22 protein-coding genes are annotated in these 19,603 nt (G+C 43.7%); 19 read left to right on the top strand and 3 right to left on the bottom strand.

Annotation, left to right across the window (positions count from 1 at the left end):
• Window positions 1–80: 80 nt before the first annotated feature.
• The 3 genes from M0413_RS05860 to flgA form a co-directional block, all read right to left on the bottom strand.
• Window positions 81–506, bottom strand: a complete 426-nt coding sequence (locus tag M0413_RS05860; protein ID WP_037424828.1) for a flagella synthesis protein FlgN — start codon at window positions 504–506, stop codon at window positions 81–83.
• A 2-nt stretch (window positions 507–508) separates the two neighbouring features.
• Entirely contained in the window at window positions 509–835 is a 327-nt protein-coding gene (gene flgM, locus M0413_RS05865; RefSeq protein ID WP_037420613.1) for a flagellar biosynthesis anti-sigma factor FlgM, read from the bottom strand.
• Window positions 836–909: 74 nt separating this feature from the next.
• On the bottom strand, window positions 910–1,617 hold the full coding sequence (gene flgA, locus M0413_RS05870; RefSeq protein WP_037420610.1) for a flagellar basal body P-ring formation chaperone FlgA: 708 nt from the start codon (window positions 1,615–1,617) through the stop codon (window positions 910–912).
• A gap of 205 nt (window positions 1,618–1,822) precedes the next feature.
• Here flgA and M0413_RS05875 point away from each other — a divergent pair, with 205 nt between their 5' ends.
• The 19 genes from M0413_RS05875 to fliS all read left to right on the top strand — a co-directional run bounded on the left by M0413_RS05875 (window position 1,823) and on the right by fliS (window position 19,454).
• Window positions 1,823–2,743 carry a chemotaxis protein CheV gene (locus M0413_RS05875; protein ID WP_037420608.1) on the top strand — a complete coding sequence of 307 codons (921 nt, stop codon included), beginning with the start codon at window positions 1,823–1,825 and terminating at the stop codon, window positions 2,741–2,743.
• Window positions 2,744–2,845: 102 nt separating this feature from the next.
• Complete coding sequence (locus tag M0413_RS05880) at window positions 2,846–3,685, top strand: CheR family methyltransferase (protein WP_037420607.1); 840 nt, start codon at window positions 2,846–2,848, stop codon at window positions 3,683–3,685.
• Between the two features lie 143 nt (window positions 3,686–3,828).
• Window positions 3,829–4,233 (top strand): flagellar basal body rod protein FlgB, encoded by a 405-nt coding sequence (flgB, locus tag M0413_RS05885; RefSeq protein ID WP_037424822.1) that lies wholly within the window; start codon window positions 3,829–3,831, stop codon window positions 4,231–4,233.
• 2 nt (window positions 4,234–4,235) lie between these two features.
• Window positions 4,236–4,652 carry a flagellar basal body rod protein FlgC gene (gene flgC / locus M0413_RS05890; protein ID WP_011716396.1) on the top strand — a complete coding sequence of 139 codons (417 nt, stop codon included), beginning with the start codon at window positions 4,236–4,238 and terminating at the stop codon, window positions 4,650–4,652.
• Window positions 4,653–4,676: 24 nt separating this feature from the next.
• Window positions 4,677–5,456, top strand: a complete 780-nt coding sequence (gene flgD / locus M0413_RS05895; protein WP_037420602.1) for a flagellar hook assembly protein FlgD — start codon at window positions 4,677–4,679, stop codon at window positions 5,454–5,456.
• Between the two features lie 69 nt (window positions 5,457–5,525).
• On the top strand, window positions 5,526–6,887 hold the full coding sequence (gene flgE, locus M0413_RS05900; RefSeq protein ID WP_047539503.1) for a flagellar hook protein FlgE: 1,362 nt from the start codon (window positions 5,526–5,528) through the stop codon (window positions 6,885–6,887).
• Between the two features lie 171 nt (window positions 6,888–7,058).
• Window positions 7,059–7,802, top strand: coding sequence for a flagellar basal-body rod protein FlgF (gene flgF, locus M0413_RS05905; RefSeq protein WP_011716399.1), 744 nt, complete (start codon window positions 7,059–7,061; stop codon window positions 7,800–7,802).
• A gap of 10 nt (window positions 7,803–7,812) precedes the next feature.
• Window positions 7,813–8,601, top strand: a complete 789-nt coding sequence (gene flgG / locus M0413_RS05910) for a flagellar basal-body rod protein FlgG (RefSeq protein WP_011716400.1) — start codon at window positions 7,813–7,815, stop codon at window positions 8,599–8,601.
• Between the two features lie 12 nt (window positions 8,602–8,613).
• Window positions 8,614–9,288 carry a flagellar basal body L-ring protein FlgH gene (flgH, locus tag M0413_RS05915; protein WP_011716401.1) on the top strand — a complete coding sequence of 225 codons (675 nt, stop codon included), beginning with the start codon at window positions 8,614–8,616 and terminating at the stop codon, window positions 9,286–9,288.
• A gap of 11 nt (window positions 9,289–9,299) precedes the next feature.
• Window positions 9,300–10,391: a flagellar basal body P-ring protein FlgI gene (locus tag M0413_RS05920; protein WP_037420597.1), complete on the top strand. Its 1,092-nt coding sequence runs from the start codon at window positions 9,300–9,302 to the stop codon at window positions 10,389–10,391.
• 17 nt (window positions 10,392–10,408) lie between these two features.
• Window positions 10,409–11,563: a flagellar assembly peptidoglycan hydrolase FlgJ gene (gene flgJ / locus M0413_RS05925; protein WP_249553452.1), complete on the top strand. Its 1,155-nt coding sequence runs from the start codon at window positions 10,409–10,411 to the stop codon at window positions 11,561–11,563.
• A gap of 40 nt (window positions 11,564–11,603) precedes the next feature.
• Window positions 11,604–13,529, top strand: coding sequence for a flagellar hook-associated protein FlgK (gene flgK / locus M0413_RS05930; protein WP_249553454.1), 1,926 nt, complete (start codon window positions 11,604–11,606; stop codon window positions 13,527–13,529).
• Between the two features lie 11 nt (window positions 13,530–13,540).
• On the top strand, window positions 13,541–14,752 hold the full coding sequence (flgL, locus tag M0413_RS05935; protein WP_249553457.1) for a flagellar hook-associated protein FlgL: 1,212 nt from the start codon (window positions 13,541–13,543) through the stop codon (window positions 14,750–14,752).
• Between the two features lie 94 nt (window positions 14,753–14,846).
• On the top strand, window positions 14,847–15,674 hold the full coding sequence (locus M0413_RS05940; protein ID WP_086903734.1) for a flagellin N-terminal helical domain-containing protein: 828 nt from the start codon (window positions 14,847–14,849) through the stop codon (window positions 15,672–15,674).
• A 255-nt stretch (window positions 15,675–15,929) separates the two neighbouring features.
• Window positions 15,930–16,754 (top strand): flagellin N-terminal helical domain-containing protein, encoded by an 825-nt coding sequence (locus M0413_RS05945; RefSeq protein WP_218737125.1) that lies wholly within the window; start codon window positions 15,930–15,932, stop codon window positions 16,752–16,754.
• Between the two features lie 130 nt (window positions 16,755–16,884).
• Window positions 16,885–17,271 (top strand): flagellar protein FlaG, encoded by a 387-nt coding sequence (locus tag M0413_RS05950; RefSeq protein ID WP_011716408.1) that lies wholly within the window; start codon window positions 16,885–16,887, stop codon window positions 17,269–17,271.
• A gap of 44 nt (window positions 17,272–17,315) precedes the next feature.
• Entirely contained in the window at window positions 17,316–18,686 is a 1,371-nt protein-coding gene (gene fliD, locus M0413_RS05955; RefSeq protein ID WP_249553459.1) for a flagellar filament capping protein FliD, read from the top strand.
• An 18-nt stretch (window positions 18,687–18,704) separates the two neighbouring features.
• Window positions 18,705–19,034, top strand: a complete 330-nt coding sequence (locus M0413_RS05960; protein WP_011716410.1) for a hypothetical protein — start codon at window positions 18,705–18,707, stop codon at window positions 19,032–19,034.
• A gap of 6 nt (window positions 19,035–19,040) precedes the next feature.
• On the top strand, window positions 19,041–19,454 hold the full coding sequence (gene fliS, locus M0413_RS05965) for a flagellar export chaperone FliS (protein WP_126512816.1): 414 nt from the start codon (window positions 19,041–19,043) through the stop codon (window positions 19,452–19,454).
• Window positions 19,455–19,603 lie beyond the last annotated feature (149 nt).

Consider the following 19,603-nt stretch of genomic DNA (forward strand, 5'->3'; position numbering starts at 1 on the left):
TGGGTACAGATAATCGATAAACAAAAACCGCGCTAACTAAGCGCGGTTTTTGTTAGAAATCCGTTTGTACTTATAACGCCTTACGCTTTTAGATCATTGCCTAAGCTGGAGATTGTTGAGGTTTTACCTTTATCGTTATACGTCAGCGTGGTGGCATTTCGGCTCGCCTGCAAGGCTTGAGCAAAGCGGTTTAGGCTTGCAAGATTCATCTCGATCAAACTAGCATTTTGTGCGTTGAGATCTTTGCATTCTGCTAGAGCCTCTTTAACCACTGCCATTTTATCGGATAGCTCCACTTGCTCTGTGAGTAAGGCTTTATCGCTGTGACTAGCCAGCAAGTCATCATTTGCTTTAAGGTCTTGTAGACATGTTGATTTTTGCTCAGCAAGCGACAAAAGCAAATCGGCGTTTTGGTCAACCAAAGCGCCTTTTTCCTTAAGAATAATTTGTTTAAGAACAGCCAAATGGGCGTGTTGTTGATCTACCAGTTTAGCTATTTCTGTCATAGTTACTCTTTATTAAGCTCATTTAATTCTGCTTCGAAGCTGGCAATATTCGCAGCCAACTTTTCGGGATCAATTTTATAACGACCTTCGGCAATGGCTTGTTTTATTTCGGCCACCTTCTTTTGGTCGACTTCAGGTAGACTGGCCATTTTGGTTTGAGCTCCTTGTAACTGTTGAGCTTGAGCCGTAATGACAACAGAGTCACCTTTTAGTTGAGTTGATTTAGCCGCTACCTGAGAGGTTTTCTCGCTTTCGCTGCTTTGTTTAGTGCTGTTTGAACGGACTTGTGCGGCCGCTCCGGCGTTAAATTTGCTAATATCAATTGCCATTTTAGGCTCCAGCGTCATGTATACGGATTTCTTAACTGGGGTATCGGCAGCTTATCGAAAAGCTTTAGCTTATTTTACATTCTAACTTCTACTTCGCCAATCGCCGTAATTATGGCATCTAGCTCTTTGTTAGAACTGCTATTTTTGATTCGAATTTGGTCGCCGATATTACCATCTTGCAGCGCCTCTCCCACAGTTTTTAGTACGAAGTTATTTGAACGCACATAAATCGACACTGTGTCATTTTTACAGACAAAGCAAAGGTTGTTCGCAAAAATAGGATAATTTTTCGCGACTCGGCGTTTAACTCTCACGCCTGTAAGCTGATTAGTATCGCTAAATTGCATACCACGCAAACTATTTTGGTCAACATAGCGGATCTCGACCTGTGAAGGACTGATTAATTCACCTGGCGCTAAGGTTTCGGTTGCGACCACAACAGGAAAAAGAATGTCTACTCTAACAGACATAAAAATCTGCCAAGGGTAGGCGAGATCGGGGGTATCACAACTGACTTTTATGGTGTTATTACGGCTAATTTCGCGTTCAGAAGCTAATTCGACCCTTATTGGTGATGTGCACTGTGCTGGCAGCATTCGGTTATCGACCGTTTGTGGATTAATGTCGACTTTCGCATTTGCAGGTACAGCAATCTTTTCATTAATAAGGGCTTTAGCTAATTCGGATATCGCCGATACGCTAGGTATCACGGGTTCAGCCTTAGCTGCCGTGGATAGAAAAAGTGCGAAAATACTCAAAAAATAGACTAAATTTACTTTCATAATGAAGAGACTAGCTTGTAACGCCAGAATACACCTATACTTTTATCAAGCGTGAAACTGTTCAATGCTTCTTTCTTAGATTTTTGGTGTCAGAAGTTTGACTTAGTTTCAACTATGTTTATCGATAACAAGACGTAAGCAATTAATATGCCTATACTCAAACGAGTTTTAGGGCCGTACATAAACAGAACAACAAGGCAGAGTTATGTCGAGTATTCTTGATTCAGTCAACAAACGAACCCAACTCGTAGGTCAAAACCGGCTAGAACTATTGCTATTTAAGTTAAATGGTCGTCAACGGTTTGGGATAAACGTATTTAAAGTGAAAGAGGTTTTGCAATGCCCGCCATTAACGACATTGCCTAAGCTCAATCCTTACGTCAAAGGAGTTGCCCATATTCGCGGCACAACTATTTCTGTTATCGATCTGAGTGCGGCAACGGGTGGGCGTCCGTTAGCGAGCACTGAAAATTGCTTTATCATCATTTCGGAATATAACCGTAGTGTGCAGGGGTTCTTGGTTAGTTCTGTTGAACGTATTATCAACATGAACTGGGAAGCCATTATGCCGCCACCGCAAGGTGCTGGGCGTTATTCCTATTTAACCGCGGTTACCGAGATTGAAGGTGAGTTGGTTGAAATCTTGGACGTTGAAAAGATTTTAGATGAAATCTCACCTGTCAAAACGGCCATTAGTGAAGAGGTTAATGAGCAACTTACTCTCGATAGAAGTCAGCATTACCATATTATGGTGATTGATGATTCTGCGGTGGCACGCAAGCAAATTATTCGGTCGTTAGAGTCGTTAAATTTACAAATTGACACGGCAAAAGATGGTCGTGAGGCACTTGATAAGCTCAAGGCCATTGCAAGTGAAATGAATAATGTTGCCGATGAAATTCCACTCATTATCTCCGATATTGAGATGCCCGAAATGGATGGTTATACCTTAACGGCTGAGATCCGTGATGATCCTAAGCTTAAAAATATCAAGGTGGTACTGCACACCTCATTAAGCGGTGTCTTTAACCAAGCCATGGTACAAAAGGTTGGTGCCAATGACTTTATCGCAAAATTTAACCCTGACGAATTAGCTGCGGCAGTGAACAAGCATTTAAGTTTGTAGTGAGAGTGTGGGTTAGTGCCTAGTTGAGCTTTACGCTATAATCTAGCCCTTATTACATGATTGTTGTGCACTTATTTTGGTGCTTGCTATAGGATCTAGGACGTGAATGTGCCTGATAAATCACTCGCTGAAGCAGAATATAATCAATTTAGGTTGTTCTTAGAACAACATAGCGGCATCGTGCTAGGTGAAAATAAACAATACCTCGTACGTAGTCGTCTCGCGCCATTGATGGGCAAATATAACCTTCCTTCGTTATCCGATGTGGTAAAGCATTCGATGAAACCCACGGAACGAGCTTTACGAGCTGAAGTTATTGATGCCATGACCACTAATGAAACCTTATGGTTTCGTGATCGTTATCCATTTGAATTGCTTAATAATGTGCTATTACCAGAATACAGTAAGTTAGGTAGACCTTTAAAAATATGGTCTGCAGCTTGCTCGTCGGGTCAAGAGCCATATTCTTTAGCGATGACCATATTAGAGTACCAGCAAAAAAAACCTGGGGCGCTGCCTGGTGGTGCCTCGATTCAGGCAACGGATCTTTCGCCTTCTATGTTGGAGCGTTGTAAAAATGCTGAGTATGATAGTTTAGCGTTAGCACGTGGATTGTCTGAAGAACGTAAGCGGCAGTTTTTTGATGCTTTGCCTTCTGGCAACATGCGCATAAAGGATAACGTTAAACGTCTAGTCAATTTCCGTGCTCATAACTTGCTCGAGAGTTACACTTTGTTGGGTAAGTTTGACATTATTTTTTGCCGAAATGTGTTGATCTATTTTGCCCCTGAGGCAAAAGCAAAAATTTTGCGGCAATTTGCTGCCGCGTTAAATCCCAAAGGTATCCTCTTTTTAGGCGCATCCGAATCCATTGCTGGCCTTACTGATGAATTTGATATGGTTCGTTGTAACCCTGGCATTTATTACCAAAAGAAAACTTAAGGATTTGATTTTAATTGATAATTACCGGCATAGTTCGGTAATTTTTTTATCTGCTATATCCCTCACAAACTTTATTACCTCCCATAAAAGTATTGGCACATGAATTGCTTTGTTCCCGTGAGTGACACGATGGAGGCAATTTTATGGCGATTAATTTTGATAAGGCACTGGGTGTTCACCAATTCACCTTGGGGATCCGTGCTGAGCGGGCTGAAGTGATTTCAAGCAATATCGCAAATGCTGATACGCCACATTATAAAGCCCGTGACGTCGATTTTTCTGCCGCCTTAAATGTTGCTAAAACCCAGCAACAACAGCGTAATAGCTTAGAGATGACCGCTGATGAGCAGCATTTTGGGCTAGCGCAGCTAACCGGGCAGTACGTTAAATTTCGAGTGCCGAATCAACCCGATACAGGGGATGGCAATACTGTCGACGTTCAACAAGAGCAATCAGCATTTATGCAAAATGCTCTCGAATATCAAATGTCTCTGGGGTTTTTAGACAGTAAATTTAGCGGTATGAAAAAAGCGCTGAGAGGGGATTAATCATGAGTTTATTTAATATCTTCGATGTTGCGGGGTCTGGCATGTCAGCCCAGTCTCTGCGGCTAAATACTACCGCGAGTAACATTGCTAACGCAGATTCAGTCTCCAGCAGTGTAGATAAAACTTACCGTTCTCGTCATCCTATTTTCGAAGCCGAAATGGCCAAGGCGCAAAGTCAGCAACAAGCTTCCCAAGGTGTCACGGTGAAAGGCATAGTCGAGAGTGATAAGCCCCTATTAAAAGAGTATTCGCCGGATCATCCGATGGCGGATGCTGATGGCTTTATTTACAAACCAAATGTCAATGTCATGGAAGAAATGGCTGACATGATTTCAGCTTCTCGCTCATATCAGATGAATGTTCAAGTGGCTGAGGCGGCAAAATCTATGCTGCAACAAACACTTGGGATGGGTAAATAATATGCGTTATTTAGGAGGTACGTTGTGAGCCTCATTAACCAACTGAGTCAAACCTCATCGCAGCTGACTCAAACAAACACTCAATCGAATACGGTATCAACCAATACCACGAAAACGTCGACTAGCTCTACAGGTAACCCATTTTTGGATGGATTACGTTTGCCGAATAGTTCTGCTGTTCCAGAGGCTAAGAGTCAGCAGCTCACTCAAGAGGATTTTTTCTCATTACTCAGTCAGCAGTTATCGATGCAGGATCCCTTCAAGCCCGTTGATAACGACCAGATGATTGCACAAATGGCATCTTTTTCTACAGTCGATGGCATTTCTAAGTTAAATGATCAAATCGTTAATTTAAACAGTGTGATGACATCAAGCCAAGCTTTGCAAGCATCGGGATTAGTTGGGCGAAAAGTGCTGTTACCGACAGATACGGGTTATATCTCTGCAGAAAGCCCAGGCTTAAATGGTGTGATCAGTACTTCAGAGAAAATTCCCGTCATTAATGTTCGAATCGAAGATGATAAAGGGCAAGTCGTTAGAACATTTACTGTTGATGGTAGTAAGGGTGGTAACACTGATGTCAAGTGGGATGGCTTGAATGATAAAGGAGAACCCGTTGCCGCAGGTAATTACTCGATTAAAGCATCGGGTTTGGTGAATGATAAATCACAAGCGTTAGCTGTATCGACCTATGCGCATGTGACCAGTGTTTCTTTAGGTACTGCAGCGACTGGCGCCATTTTGAATCTCAAGGGTGGAATGGCCTTTAAACTGTCGGATGTACTTGCGATTAGTGAAGTTTAATCGTAATCAAGATTGTAAATGGACATCACACTTGTCCATCATTGAATTGAGCAAATGTAGAGGTGAATTATGTCGTTTAACATTGCATTGAGTGGCATTTCTGCTGCGCAGAAAGATTTGAACACTACTGCGAACAATATCGCGAATGCTAACACCATTGGCTTTAAAGAATCGCGTGCTGAATTTGCGGATGTTTACGCTAATTCAATTTTCTCAAACTCAAAAACCGCTGTGGGTGGCGGTGTGGCTACGAGCCAAGTGGCGCAGCAATTCCACCAAGGTAGTTTGCAACTGACGAATAACTCGTTAGATTTAGCGATTAAAGGCGGTGGCTTTTTTGTAACTGCGTCCGAGATAGGTACCTTGGATCATCAGTTTACTCGGGCAGGTGCTTTCAAAGTCGACAAAAATAATTATATGGTTGACTCTGCTGGGAATTTTTTGCAGACCTTTCCAGTAGACAAAGATGGTAACTCTACCTCTGTCAGTTTAACGACAGCTAAGCCAGTACAAATTCCTGATACTGCAGGTAGCCCTGTTCAAACTGAAAACGTGACTTTGCAGATGAATTTAAATGCAAAAGAAGGTTCACTCGACCCTGCTGCTTTTGATCCTTTAGACTCCAAAACCTATAACAGTGTGACATCCATGACGATTTATGACTCTCTGGGTGAGCCACATATCATGACGACCTATTTCGTCAAGCCAAATAATGGCTCATATAATGGTGAGAACAACTGGGTTGCATACTATGCCATTGATGGTAAACAAGTTGATATTTCTGGCCCTGCTGGTACATATCAGACTGACACCAATGGTGATGGCACTCCCGATGCCTCTGGCACAGCTCAAACGGCTGGCGGCTGGAAGGGATCGGTTCTGAAGTTTAATTCTGTCGGTGTGTATACTGGGAGTGATCCGGCAGTCGTCGCCACCGAAGCGCTAGGGGTTGGCGGCGCTGGCGTGTTAGGCCCTGGTGCTGATGGCACTCAAGCCGTGACTATTAAATTTAATGCACCAACCCAATATTCAGCTCCCTTTGCCGCCACTGAATTGTCACAGGACGGTACCACAGTAGGGCGTTTAACCAATGTCGAAATTGGTGAAGATGGTTTGATCACTGCCAGTTACTCCAATGGTTCAACAGTGCCATTAGCCCGCGTTGCTTTAGTTCGCTTTGCAAACGAACAAGGGTTGACACAAGTGGGTAATACCTCGTGGAAAGCCAGTTTATCGTCAGGTCCTGCGCTGGCTGGTGAGCCTAACAGTGGTACGTTTGGTAGTCTCAGTTCTTCAGCGTTAGAGCAATCTAACATTGACTTGACGACTGAGCTGGTGGATTTGATTTCGGCACAACGTAACTTCCAAGCCAACTCACGTACGCTGGAAGTGAATAACACTCTGCAACAAACTGTTCTGCAAATTCGTTAAGTTAATCTTGCCTCTGCTAAGTGTTGCCGCAAGCGGCAACACTTAGCCTCTTTCTGTTGTGCATTCATTCGTTTATTAAAATCTCCTAATTTATCAGTTAACTAGCTGCTTATTTTATTGGCATGATGCTTGCTTTGCTATTGTCAGGTTGAAACTTTGACGGAGCAGTCTGTGGACAAATTCCTTTATATCTCCATGAGCGGCGCTAAGCAAAATATGAATGAGTTGGCGTTGCGTGCCAACAACTTAGCCAACGCAAATACCGATGGATTTAAGTCGGATATGGCGCAAGCCAGATCGATGCAAGCCTTTGGTGAAGGATTGCCGACAAGGGTCTTTGCCATGGTTGAAACCCCCTCCGCCAATTTTCGTTCGGGCCCGATTAAATCTACTGGACGCGATCTTGACGTTGCCATTAAAGGTGACGGTTGGTTTGCCGTGCAAGCACAGGATGGTAGTGAAGCTTATACCCGTTCTGGCAGTCTCAGTTTTGACTCAACAGGTTTATTGCATAACGACCGTGGTAATCCCGTGATGGGTGATGCCGGACCGATTGTGTTACCGCTGCCAATTGAAAAGGTCACTATTTCACAGGATGGGATTATCTCTGTTCGTCCTCAAGGTGCGACGACAGAAGTTGTCGAAGAGGTAGGAAGATTAAAGTTAGTAAACCCCGGCAATGCACAAATGATGCGCGGCGAGGATGGATTGTTCCGTTTGGTATCCGGTGATCCGGCGCCTGCCGATCCCAGTGTATTTGTAGAAAGTGGTGCTGTAGAGGGCAGTAACGTCAACCCCGTAGATGAGATGGTGTCCTTAATCGACCTACAGCGACAATTTGAATTGCAAGTGAAGATGATGAAAACCGCGGAAGAAAATGACCGCGCTTCATCCTCATTAATGCGGATTAGTTAGGAGATAAATTATGCATCCAGCGTTATGGATTAGTAAAACTGGCTTAGACGCACAGCAAACCGATATTGCGGTGATTTCAAACAACGTCGCTAACGCCAGTACTGTGGGCTATAAAAAAAGCCGCGCGGTATTTGAAGACTTACTTTATCAAACTGTTAACCAAGCGGGTGGGATCAGCGCCTCTAACACTAAGTTGCCAAACGGTTTGAACATTGGTGCGGGTACCAAGGTGGTAGCCACCCAAAAAATGTTTACCCAAGGCAATATGCTGACCACGGATAACTCGCTCGATTTGATGATTGAAGGTCCTGGATTTTTCGAAGTGCAGCTCCCCGATGGGACTACGGCTTATACCCGTAATGGTCAATTTACCTTAGATGATACAGGGCAAATTGTCACGCCGGGTTCGGGTTATGTGTTGCAACCTGCGATCACTATTCCTGAGGATGCAACCAGTATTACGGTCTCTGCTGAAGGGGAAGTTTCGGTAAAAACACCAGGTGCGGCGGAAAACCAGGTCGTTGGGCAGCTCAGTATGACCGACTTTATTAACCCGTCGGGTTTAGATCCTATGGGACAAAACCTATACACCGAAACTGGTGCGAGTGGTACGCCTATTCAAGGCACTGCATCACTTGATGGTATGGGAGCGATTCGTCAAGGTGCGTTAGAAACCTCTAACGTGAACGTGACCGAAGAGCTAGTTAACCTCATTGAAAGTCAGCGGATCTACGAGATGAACTCCAAAGTGATTTCGGCGGTCGATCAGATGCTGGCTTATGTGAATCAGAATCTATAGAGGCACATGATCATGGCTAGATATCTACTATTGGCTAGTACGCTCTTGCTGGCGGCATGTAGTTCAACTCCAAAGAAGCCGATTGCGGATGATCCCTTCTATGCCCCAGTTTATCCCGAAGCACCACCGACTAAAATTGCTGCAACGGGGTCGATTTACCAAGATAGCCAAGCGGCGAGTCTTTACTCGGATATTCGTGCCCATAAAGTCGGTGACATTATCACTATCGTGTTGAAAGAAGCGACTCAGGCGAAAAAGAGTGCCGGTAATCAGATCAAAAAAGGTTCTGATATGACACTCGATCCCATTTATGCCGGCGGGAGCAATGTGTCTTTAGGCGGTATTCCCCTCGATTTACGCTACAAAGACAGCATGAATACTAAGCGTGAATCCGATGCAGATCAAAGCAATAGCTTAGACGGCAGTATCTCCGCCAATATTATGCAAGTGCTCAATAACGGTAACTTAGTTGTGCGCGGTGAAAAGTGGATTTCAATCAACAATGGTGATGAGTTTATTCGCGTGACCGGTATTGTGCGCTCGCAGGATATCAAGCCAGATAACACCATTGATTCAACCCGTATGGCCAATGCGCGTATTCAATATAGCGGTACTGGTACTTTCGCCGAAGCGCAAAAAGTGGGCTGGTTAAGCCAGTTCTTTATGAGCGATTGGTGGCCCTTCTAAGGAGTCATATCATGAAATATAAACTCATTTTGGCCGTTGTTATGTTGGCGTTTTCGATGCCAAGCCAGGCTGAACGCATTAAAGATATTGCTAATGTGCAAGGGGTACGAAATAACCAGTTAATTGGTTATGGCTTAGTAGTGGGGTTGCCTGGTACGGGTGAGAAAACCAATTACACAGAGCAAACATTCACCACCATGCTTAAAAATTTCGGCATCAATTTGCCTGAAAATTTTAGACCCAAAATCAAAAACGTGGCCGTGGTTGCTGTGCATGCCGATATGCCAGCGTTTATTAAACCAGGCCAAGAATTGGATGTGACCGTTTCAAGCCTAGGTGAAGCAAAAAGCTTACGTGGTGGGACGTTACTGCAAACCTTCCTCAAAGGGGTTGATGGCAATGTATATGCGATTGCCCAAGGCAGCTTAGTGGTAAGTGGTTTTAGTGCCGATGGTTTGGATGGTTCGAAAGTGATTCAAAACACGCCAACGGTTGGCCGTATTCCTAACGGCGCAATTGTTGAACGCAGTGTGGCTACGCCGTTTTCTACTGGCGATTATTTGACGTTTAACTTACGTCGCTCGGATTTTTCGACCGCGCAGCGTATGGCCGATGCGATTAATGATCTGCTCGGCCCTGATATGGCGCGCCCGTTGGATGCAACGTCGATTCAGGTCAGTGCGCCAAGGGATGTATCACAACGGGTGTCTTTTTTAGCTACGCTCGAAAATATTGAGGTGGAACCTGCTGAAGAGTCTGCCAAAGTGATTGTGAATTCGCGTACTGGCACGATAGTCGTTGGGCAGAACGTCAAGTTATTACCTGCGGCTGTGACTCATGGTGGTTTGACTGTGACGATCGCCGAAGCGACTCAGGTGTCTCAGCCAAATGCGCTAGCCAATGGCCAAACAACAGTGACCAGCAATAGCACGATAAATGCGACTGAAAGTGATCGCAGGATGTTTATGTTTAATCCCGGCACGACCTTAGATGAATTAGTGCGCGCCGTGAATTTGGTCGGTGCAGCCCCTTCAGATGTCCTTGCCATTCTGGAGGCGTTAAAAGTGGCAGGTGCTTTGCATGGTGAACTTATCATCATCTAATTTCTGTCGGGAAAATCATGGAAAAGCTTTCAAGTTCATCACATTTTCTTGATCTGGGCGGGCTCGATAACCTGCGCGCCCAGGCTCAGAAAGATGAAAAGGGCGCTTTGAAAAAAGTTGCCCAGCAATTTGAAGGCGTTTTTGTGCAAATGCTGATGAAGAGCATGCGTGATGCTAATGCGGTGTTCGAGTCTGACAGTCCTCTCAATAGTCAATACACCAAATTTTATGAGCAGATGCGGGATCAGCAATTGTCCGTCGACTTATCGGATAAAGGTGTGCTGGGACTGGCTGACATGATGGTGCAGCAGTTGTCTCCTGAGTCAAGCCAGCTAACACCTGCATCGGTGCTACGTAATGATGGTGGCATGAAACTAGAACATGACGCTAAAGCCTTTAATATTCCTGTTCAAGCCCCATCGACTGCTGAAGCTATAAATAGCAACACTTCAGAACAAGCCGCACAAGGTGTACCTGCATCGATAGCGCGTCCAAATGTTGAATTTGAAAAGGCCGATGGTGTCACTTCTTCCTTAGACATTGACCGACCTGAACGCTTGTTGGCGATAGATACACCTAAGCCTACCTGGTCTGAGCAACCCTTATCACCGATAGAACCTGTTATCAGCGGCCAAATATTGCCGACAGTGGCATTTAGAGAAACGCAAAAGACGCTTAAGTTTGGTAGCCGTGAAGAATTTTTAGCGACGTTATATCCCCATGCCGAAAAAGCCGCTAAAGCCCTTGGCACTAAACCCGAAGTGTTATTGGCTCAATCGGCTCTCGAGACTGGTTGGGGGCAAAAAATTGTTCGCGGAAATAACGGCGCTCCTAGCCATAACTTATTCAATATTAAAGCGGATCGTCGTTGGCTGGGTGATAAAGCTAACGTGAGTACCTTGGAGTTTGAGCAGGGTATTGCCGTTAGACAAAAAGCCGATTTCCGGGTTTACAACGATTTTGAGCATAGTTTTAACGATTTTGTTTCCTTTATTGCTGACGGTGAGCGCTATCAAGATGCCAAGAAAGTGGCAGCGTCACCGACTCAGTTTATCCGTGCATTGCAGGATGCGGGTTACGCTACCGATCCAAAATATGCTGAAAAAGTGATTAAAGTCATGCAGTCCATCAGTGAAGAGCTGAAATCGATACTGCCAGGAGAAGACAAATGATCATTCTTCATAAGACATTAGTGTTGAGGAGTATCGCCTAATGGCTATCGATCTATTAAACATTGCCCGTACAGGGGTGCTCGCTTCTCAGTCGCAACTAGGGGTGACCAGTAATAACATTGCTAACGCCAATACCGCGGGTTATCACCGACAAGTAGCAACCCAAACCACCTTAGATTCTCAACGTCTTGGAAATGGTTTTTACGGTACTGGGACATATGTGTCTGATGTAAAACGTATTTATAATGACTATGCCTCGCGCGAATTGCGTATTGGCCAAACGACCCTGAGTGCGGCTGAGGCTAGCTATGGCAAGCTTAGTGAGCTGGACCAAATTTTCTCCCAAATTGGTAAAGTGATACCACAGAGCTTGAACGATTTGTTTGCAGGCTTAAATAGCTTGGCAGACTTACCTGCTGATTTAGGTATTCGTAGCTCAACCTTAAATGATGCCAAACAACTGGCAAATAGCTTGAATCAAATGCAGTCAACCTTGAACGGGCAGCTAAATCAAACCAATGATCAAATCACTGGGATGACTAAGCGCATTAATGAGATCAGCACTGAACTTGCTAATCTCAATCTTGAGTTGATGAAATCGCCTAATCAAGATCCGATTTTATTAGATAAGCAAGACGCGCTCGTGCAAGAGTTAAGTCAGTATGCGCAGGTGAATGTGATCCCCTTGGATAATGGGGCAAAGAGCATCATGTTAGGTGGTTCTATCATGTTGGTTTCGGGGGAAGTGGCGATGTCGATGAGCACGACGACGGGCGATCCCTTCCCCAACGAATTGCAATTGGTATCGACCATTGGCTCACAGAGCGTAAAAGCTGATCCTAGCAAGTTAGGAGGGCAGTTGGGGGCATTGTTTGAATACCGTGACCAAACCTTAATGCCCGCGAGCTTAGAGCTTGATCAATTGGCCTTAGGGGTTGCAGACAGCTTTAATAAACTGCAAGCGCAAGGATTTGATCTTAATGGCCAAGTTGGCGCAAATATGTTCAAAGATATTAACGATCCTCTAATGTCCTTAGGCCGTGTTGCTGGTCTTTCTGGTAATACAGGTAACGCGACCTTAGGCGTCAATATTGATGATACCAGTACCTTAACGGGTGGCTCATATGAGCTGTCGTTTACGGCGCCGTCGACCTATCAACTGAGAGATACGCAAACCGGCGCGATAACGCCGCTTACCTTAAACGGCACTAAGTTAGAAGGCGGTGCTGGATTTTCTATTGATATTAAAGCTGGCGCCATGGCCTCTGGAGACAGATTTGCCATTCGTCCAACCGCAGGGGCCGCGAATGGCATTGAAGTAGTGATGACCGATCCTAAAGGTATCGCTGCCGCGGCGCCCAAAATTACCGCAGATACTGCGAACTCAGGTAACACTCAAGTTAAGCTCACGCAAATTACTGACCGTAATGCGGCGAATTTCCCTGTAAAAGGGGGGGAGCTGACTATTCAGTTAAATACAACTGCCGTGCCGCCGACCTTTGAAGCCTTTGATGCATCAGGCGCATCACTCGGTGCTGCTGCGCCTTATACGCCACCGAGCATCAGTGCATTTGGTTTTACCTTTGAAGTTGAGAGTAGCGGCGCAGCCGCGGGTGACAAATTTACCTTCGATTTATCCTTCGCCGAGGGTGATAACTCTAATGCTGTCGCTATGGCTAAGTTGAGCGAAAGTAAAGTGATGAATGGGGGGAAGTCAACCTTAGCGGATGTATTTGAAAATACAAAAATTGACATAGGCAGTAAGACAAAAGCGGCCGAAGTGCGTGTAGGGTCTGCAGAGGCTATTTACCAACAAGCCTATGCCAGAGTAGAAAGCGAATCGGGCGTCAACTTAGATGAAGAAGCCGCCAATTTAATGCGTTTTCAACAGGCTTATCAAGCCTCTGCTCGTATCATGACTACGGCACAACAAATTTTTGACACCCTATTAACTTCAGTGCGTTAGGAGATTTAATCATGCGACTATCATCCGCGCAGATCTTTAATCAAAGCATTACGAGTGTACTGCAAAAGCAAACGGCAACTAGCAAGATCCTCGAACAGCTCAGTAGCGGCAAAAAAGTCAATACTGCGGGTGATGATCCCGTTGCGGCGCTAGGTATCGATAACCTGAATCAACGCAATGCCTTAGTCGATCAATTTATGAAGAATATTGACTACGCGACTAATCGATTAGCAGTAACTGAAAGTAAGTTGGGGAGTGCCGAAAATCTGGCATCTTCCATACGTGAACAAGTTATGCGAGCGGTAAACGGCACACTAGCGGATTCTGAGCGGCAAATGATTGCCGATGAAATGAAAGGAAGCTTAGAAGAGTTACTGTCTATTGCCAATAGTAAGGATGAATCTGGCAACTATATGTTCTCTGGTTACAGCACGGATAAAGAGCCATTTGCTTTCGACAACTCAACACCTCCCCAAATAGTTTACAGCGGTGATTCTGGCGTCAGAAATAGCTTAGTACAAACGGGTGTAGCCCTAGGGACTAATGTACCTGGCGATACTGCTTTTATGAAAGCACCAAATGGACTTGGCGATTATAGCGTCAATTATTTGGCCAGTCAGCAGGGAGAATTTAGTGTTAAAGCGGCAAAAATTGCTGATACATCAACTTATCTCGCTGATACATATACATTTAACTTCACAGATAATGGCGTAGGTGGCACAAATTTACAAGTGCTTGACTCTGCCAATAACCCAGTGGCTAACGTCACCAATTTTGATGCTACTACCCCCGTTAGTTTCAATGGCATTGAAGTTAAAGTCTCTGGTAAACCCAGTGCTGGCGATAGTTTCACCATGGAGCCACAGTCTGAAGTCAGCATTTTCGATACAATCAGTCGTGCGATCGCATTAATTGAAGATCCTAATTCAGCTAACACACCTCAAGGTCGATCTCAGTTGGCACAGATATTGAATGACATCGATAGTGGTGTCAATCAGATCAGTTCTGCCAGAAGTGTGGCGGGGAATAATCTGAAAGCCGTTGAAAGCTACAAAGATACTCACATCGAGGAACAAGTGTTGAATACATCTGCTCTTTCTCTACTTGAGGATCTTGATTACGCGTCAGCGATTACGGAATTTGCAAAGCAGCAGCTTGCATTGAACGCAGTCTCTAGCGTGTTTAGTAAGGTGGGTTCTGTTTCCCTGTTCGACTTTATTTAACAGAAAGCAAAGACCTATCCATCTGTAAGATAAATTGTTAAAAATTTAGCCAAGCTCCAAGCCTTGGCAGTATAACTAGGAAGAGGAACTCAACATGGCTATTACAGTTAATACCAACGTGACTTCGATGAAGGCACAGAAAAATTTAAATACCTCCAGTAGTGGTTTAGCAACCTCTATGGAACGTCTATCGAGCGGTCTGCGTATTAACAGTGCGAAAGATGACGCTGCTGGTCTAGCTATTTCTAACCGCTTAAATAGCCAAGTTCGTGGTTTAGAAGTAGGTATGCGTAACGCTAACGATGCGATCTCCATTGCCCAGATTGCTGAAGGTGCGATGCAAGAACAGACTAACATGTTACAGCGTATGCGTGACCTGACCGTACAAGCAGAAAATGGTGCGAACTCAACTTCTGATATTGATGCAATTAAATCAGAAATTGATGCATTAGCCTCTGAAATCTCAGCAATTGCAAACTCTACAGCATTTGGTAACACTAAATTACTGGATGGTTCATTTTCTACTGGTAAGACATTCCAAGTGGGGCACCAGAATAAAGAGGATATTACGGTTTCTGTGTCTAAAGTGACTGCAAGTGCTCTAAAGGTGCAGGCTTCGGATGTTAAGGTTTCTACTGCAGCCCAGAGAAGTACTTCACTAACAAATATTGATGCAGCAATTAAAGCCATTGATAAGCAAAGATCAAACTTGGGTGCGATTCAGAATAGGTTAGCTTATAACATTAGTAATAGTGCTAATACTCAAGCTAACGTTGCCGATGCGAAGAGCCGTATTGTGGATGTTGACTTTGCGAAAGAAACGTCAGTTATGACTAAGAACCAAGTACTGCAACAGACTGGGTCTGCGATGCTCGCTCAAGCAAACCAATTACCACAAGTGGCGTTGTCATTGTTGGGCTAAGCTTAAGTTAGCGTATCTTTTGTAGAGTACTTTTGCCTACTTTTTCTAGCTACGATTAGAAAAGTAGGCAAAGTTTTTAATTGAAAAGCTTTATCTTTATGAAAAAAAAGATTTTTTATAAACATAAAAATTTTTTAAAAATAATACTAAAGATAAAAAAAAGATGGCCGTTAAATATACTGTAACCACTAAGACCCGCCTGGCTTAAGCAGACAGGCAAGTTTAGATAAAGCCAGGTATAAAGAGGAAACGATCATGGCCATTACAGTAAACACAAACGTTACATCTTTGAAAGCACAGAAAAACCTAAATACTTCAGCAAGCGGCTTGGCCACCTCCATGGAACGTTTATCCAGTGGTCTGCGTATTAACGGTGCAAAGGACGATGCGGCTGGTTTAGCCATTTCTAACCGTTTAAATAGCCAAGTCCGTGGTTTGGACGTAGGCATGCGTAACGCAAACGATGCAATCTCAATTGCCCAAATTGCTGAAGGTGCGATGCAAGAACAAACTAATATGTTGCAACGTATGCGTGATCTGACTATTCAGTCTGAAAACGGTTCAAATTCTACATCCGATCTTGATGCTATAAAATCAGAGCTGGACGCGCTTGCAACTGAGATTACTGCTATTGCTAATACAACAGCATTTGGTAACACTAAGTTACTGGATGGTTCATTTTCTACTGGTAAGACATTCCAAGTGGGACACCAGAATAAAGAGGATATAGCGGTTTCTGTGTCTAAAGTGACTGCAAGTGCTCTAAAGGTACAGGCTTCGGATGTTAAGGTTTCTACTGCAGCCCAGAGAAGTACTTCATTAACAAATATTGATGCAGCAATTAAGTCAATTGATAACCAAAGGGCAAAATTAGGTGCTATACAAAACCGTTTAGCTTATAACATCAGCAATAGTGCTAATACGCAAGCTAACGTTGCTGATGCGAAGAGCCGTATTGTAGACGTTGACTTTGCGAAAGAAACATCGCAAATGACCAAGAACCAAGTGTTACAACAAACGGGTTCTGCGATGTTGGCACAAGCTAACCAATTACCTCAAGTGGCCTTATCACTACTTTAATAACATACTGAAGTATAAGGCTCTAAGGGAGGTTCGGCGACGGATCTCCCTTTGCCACATAAATGGTCATTAAAGTTATAGTGTTTGTTAGGCAGTTAAAGACAAATGCTTAAGATGGTGAGGTATCGCTATGGATATTAATATAGCAAGCACATCAATGGCGGCTTCAAACCGTGTTGATTTGGCTCAAGTACCACTGAAAGCACCTACGGCGGATGTTGAATTAAAACGCGATGCTGCCGTATCTGCGGTTGAACAGTCTACAGAGCAGAGTGCGGCAGAGAATGAACAAAATCCAAGAAAGTTAACTCAAGTGGCATCTGAGCTTTCTGATATGATGTCAATGATGCGTAAAGGACTTGCTTTTAAAGTAGATGAAAACTCTGGTCAAGCCGTCGTCACTGTGTTGGATAGAGATACGGGTGATGTGATTAGGCAGATGCCCAGTGAGGAAGCGCTCAAGTTAGCCGAAAAACTGTCTGAAGTGACTGGGCTTTTGATGAAAACAGAGGCTTAAAATTCACACAATTTTATATATCCGTTGATAGGTAAGAGGTTTATATGGCATTAACAGCGACAGGTATTGGTTCAGGGTTAGATGTTGATAAGATTGTAAAAGTATTAGTGGATGCTGAAAAAACTCCTAAAGAAGCAATGTTTAAAGCACAAGAAGATAGCATTAAAGCTGAGGTTTCTGCTATGGGAACCTTAAAAAGCGCACTGACGACATTTCAGGATGCCGTAAAAAAATTACAAACCGGTGAGGCTTTAAATCAACGCAAAATATCCGTTAGTAATAGTACATATTTAACTGCAACTGCTGATAAAACAGCTCAAACAGGTAGTTATGCTATTAAAGTTGAACAGCTCGCTGTCAATCATAAAATTGCTGGAACGAATGTAACTGATCCTGCATTAGGTGTCGGTGAGGGGAGTCTAGCTTTTGGGGTCAATGGTAATAATTTTTCCGTGGACGTATCGGCAACGGATTCTCTTGATGCGATAGCGAAAAAAGTCAATGAAGCACCCGATAATGTCGGTGTCACTGCCACCGTTATAACCAGTGACGCCGGAAGTCGATTAGTTTTTAGTTCCGATAAATCTGGCGAAGATAACCAAATCAGCATCACGGCTACAGATACCACAGGCTCTGGCCTTAGCAATATGTTTGATGCAATGAATACCACAACGCTTCAAGATGCAAAAAATGCTGTCCTCTACATTGATAATCAAAAAGTCACCTCGCAAACTAATGAAGTTAAGAATGCGATTACAGGTGTGACTTTACAGTTAACAGATGCTGATCTTACTAAAACCACTTCACTCAAAATAGAACAAGATAACGATGCAGTTAAAACAAACGTTAAGGCATTTGTTGATGCCTACAATAGCTTAGTTACAACGGTCGATAAGCTGTCATCCTACGATCAAGATACAAATACTGCAGCGGCATTGCAGGGCGACTCGATGATCCGTTCGATTGAATCACAACTCCGTAGTATTGCGAGCGAACGAGTGCCTACCGAAGATGGTGGTTCTATAGCTTTGTATGATATAGGTATCACAACAGATAGATATGGTAAGTTATCTATTGATGATACTAAGCTTGATAAAGTGCTTTCTGAGGATATGTCTAGTGTTGAAGCTCTCTTTGCTACACCAGAAAAAGGCTTAGCTAATCGGTTTTACGATGTTTCTGAAAGCTATGTTAAATCCCGAGGCGTGATTGCAGATAGAGAGACAAGTTATACTAATCAGCAAAGTAGGTTAGCAGAACAAAGAGAAGCTTTTACTCTTAAAATGGACCAGTTAACTGCCCGTTTAACAAAACAGTTTAATGCAATGGATCTTGTCGTAGGACAACTTAACCAGCAGAGTAGTGGTTTACTTGCTAGTTTAAACTCGCTTCCTGGAGCAGTTAAAAAGAGTTAGTAAGTAAGGAAACGTCTAGTGAAACAACTTAATGAACTTAATGAACTTAATATAACGCTCAGCGACACATTGAATCAGTTAACTCGCATCCCCGCAGAATATCCTCAAACTGACGAGTTGGTGTCAAATTTGCAGGTACTCGTTGGAGAGCGTCAACTTTTACTCAATGTATTAGTGGCTGATGCTAGCATGACGGACGCTGATTATCTTCAGTGTCAGCTTGACCTCACTAAAGAGTTCACTATTAAGGCAAATCACATCATGGCGGACAGGCAAGCATTATTACATGCGGGCAGTAAGAATAAGCGCCAGATTAGTGTTTACGAGACAATAGATTCAAACAGGTAGGTATTTATGAGAGGATCGCTGCAATCATATCGTAAGGTTTCGTTAGAAAGTGAGATCACTGTAGCTTCACCGCATCGAATCATTCAGTTAATGTTTGCTGGAGCGCTGCAACGTTTGGCACAAAGCCGTTACGCTATTGAGCAAAATGATTTGGCCAATAAAGGTATTTATATTAATAAAGCTATCGGTATTATTACTGGTTTAAGTAATAGTTTGAACATGGATGCCGGTGGGCAAATAGCAAAGAATTTAAGCGAGCTCTATGATTTCATGCTGCGCAAAATTTCAGAAGCTAACTTGAATAATGATGTGAAAGCAATAGATGATGTGTGCGATATTTTACGAACCATCAAAGAAGGGTGGGATGCCATCCCTATAGATAAACACAATATCTCTTCCCATACTGAAGAAGCTCGTTAACCCTACTTTTAAGTAATGAAAAAGACGCACCTTAAAGTGTAATGCCGTTCACTTAAGAGTGAACGGCATTTTTCTTTGCTCTAACCGGGAACTTGTTTTTGCTCATTTTAAGGACTCGTGGATATGCCCTTTCCCGTTTACCATCCAGC

The organism is Shewanella sp. 8A (genome assembly GCF_023475945.1).
In the GTDB taxonomy this organism is placed as follows: domain Bacteria; phylum Pseudomonadota; class Gammaproteobacteria; order Enterobacterales; family Shewanellaceae; genus Shewanella; species Shewanella xiamenensis.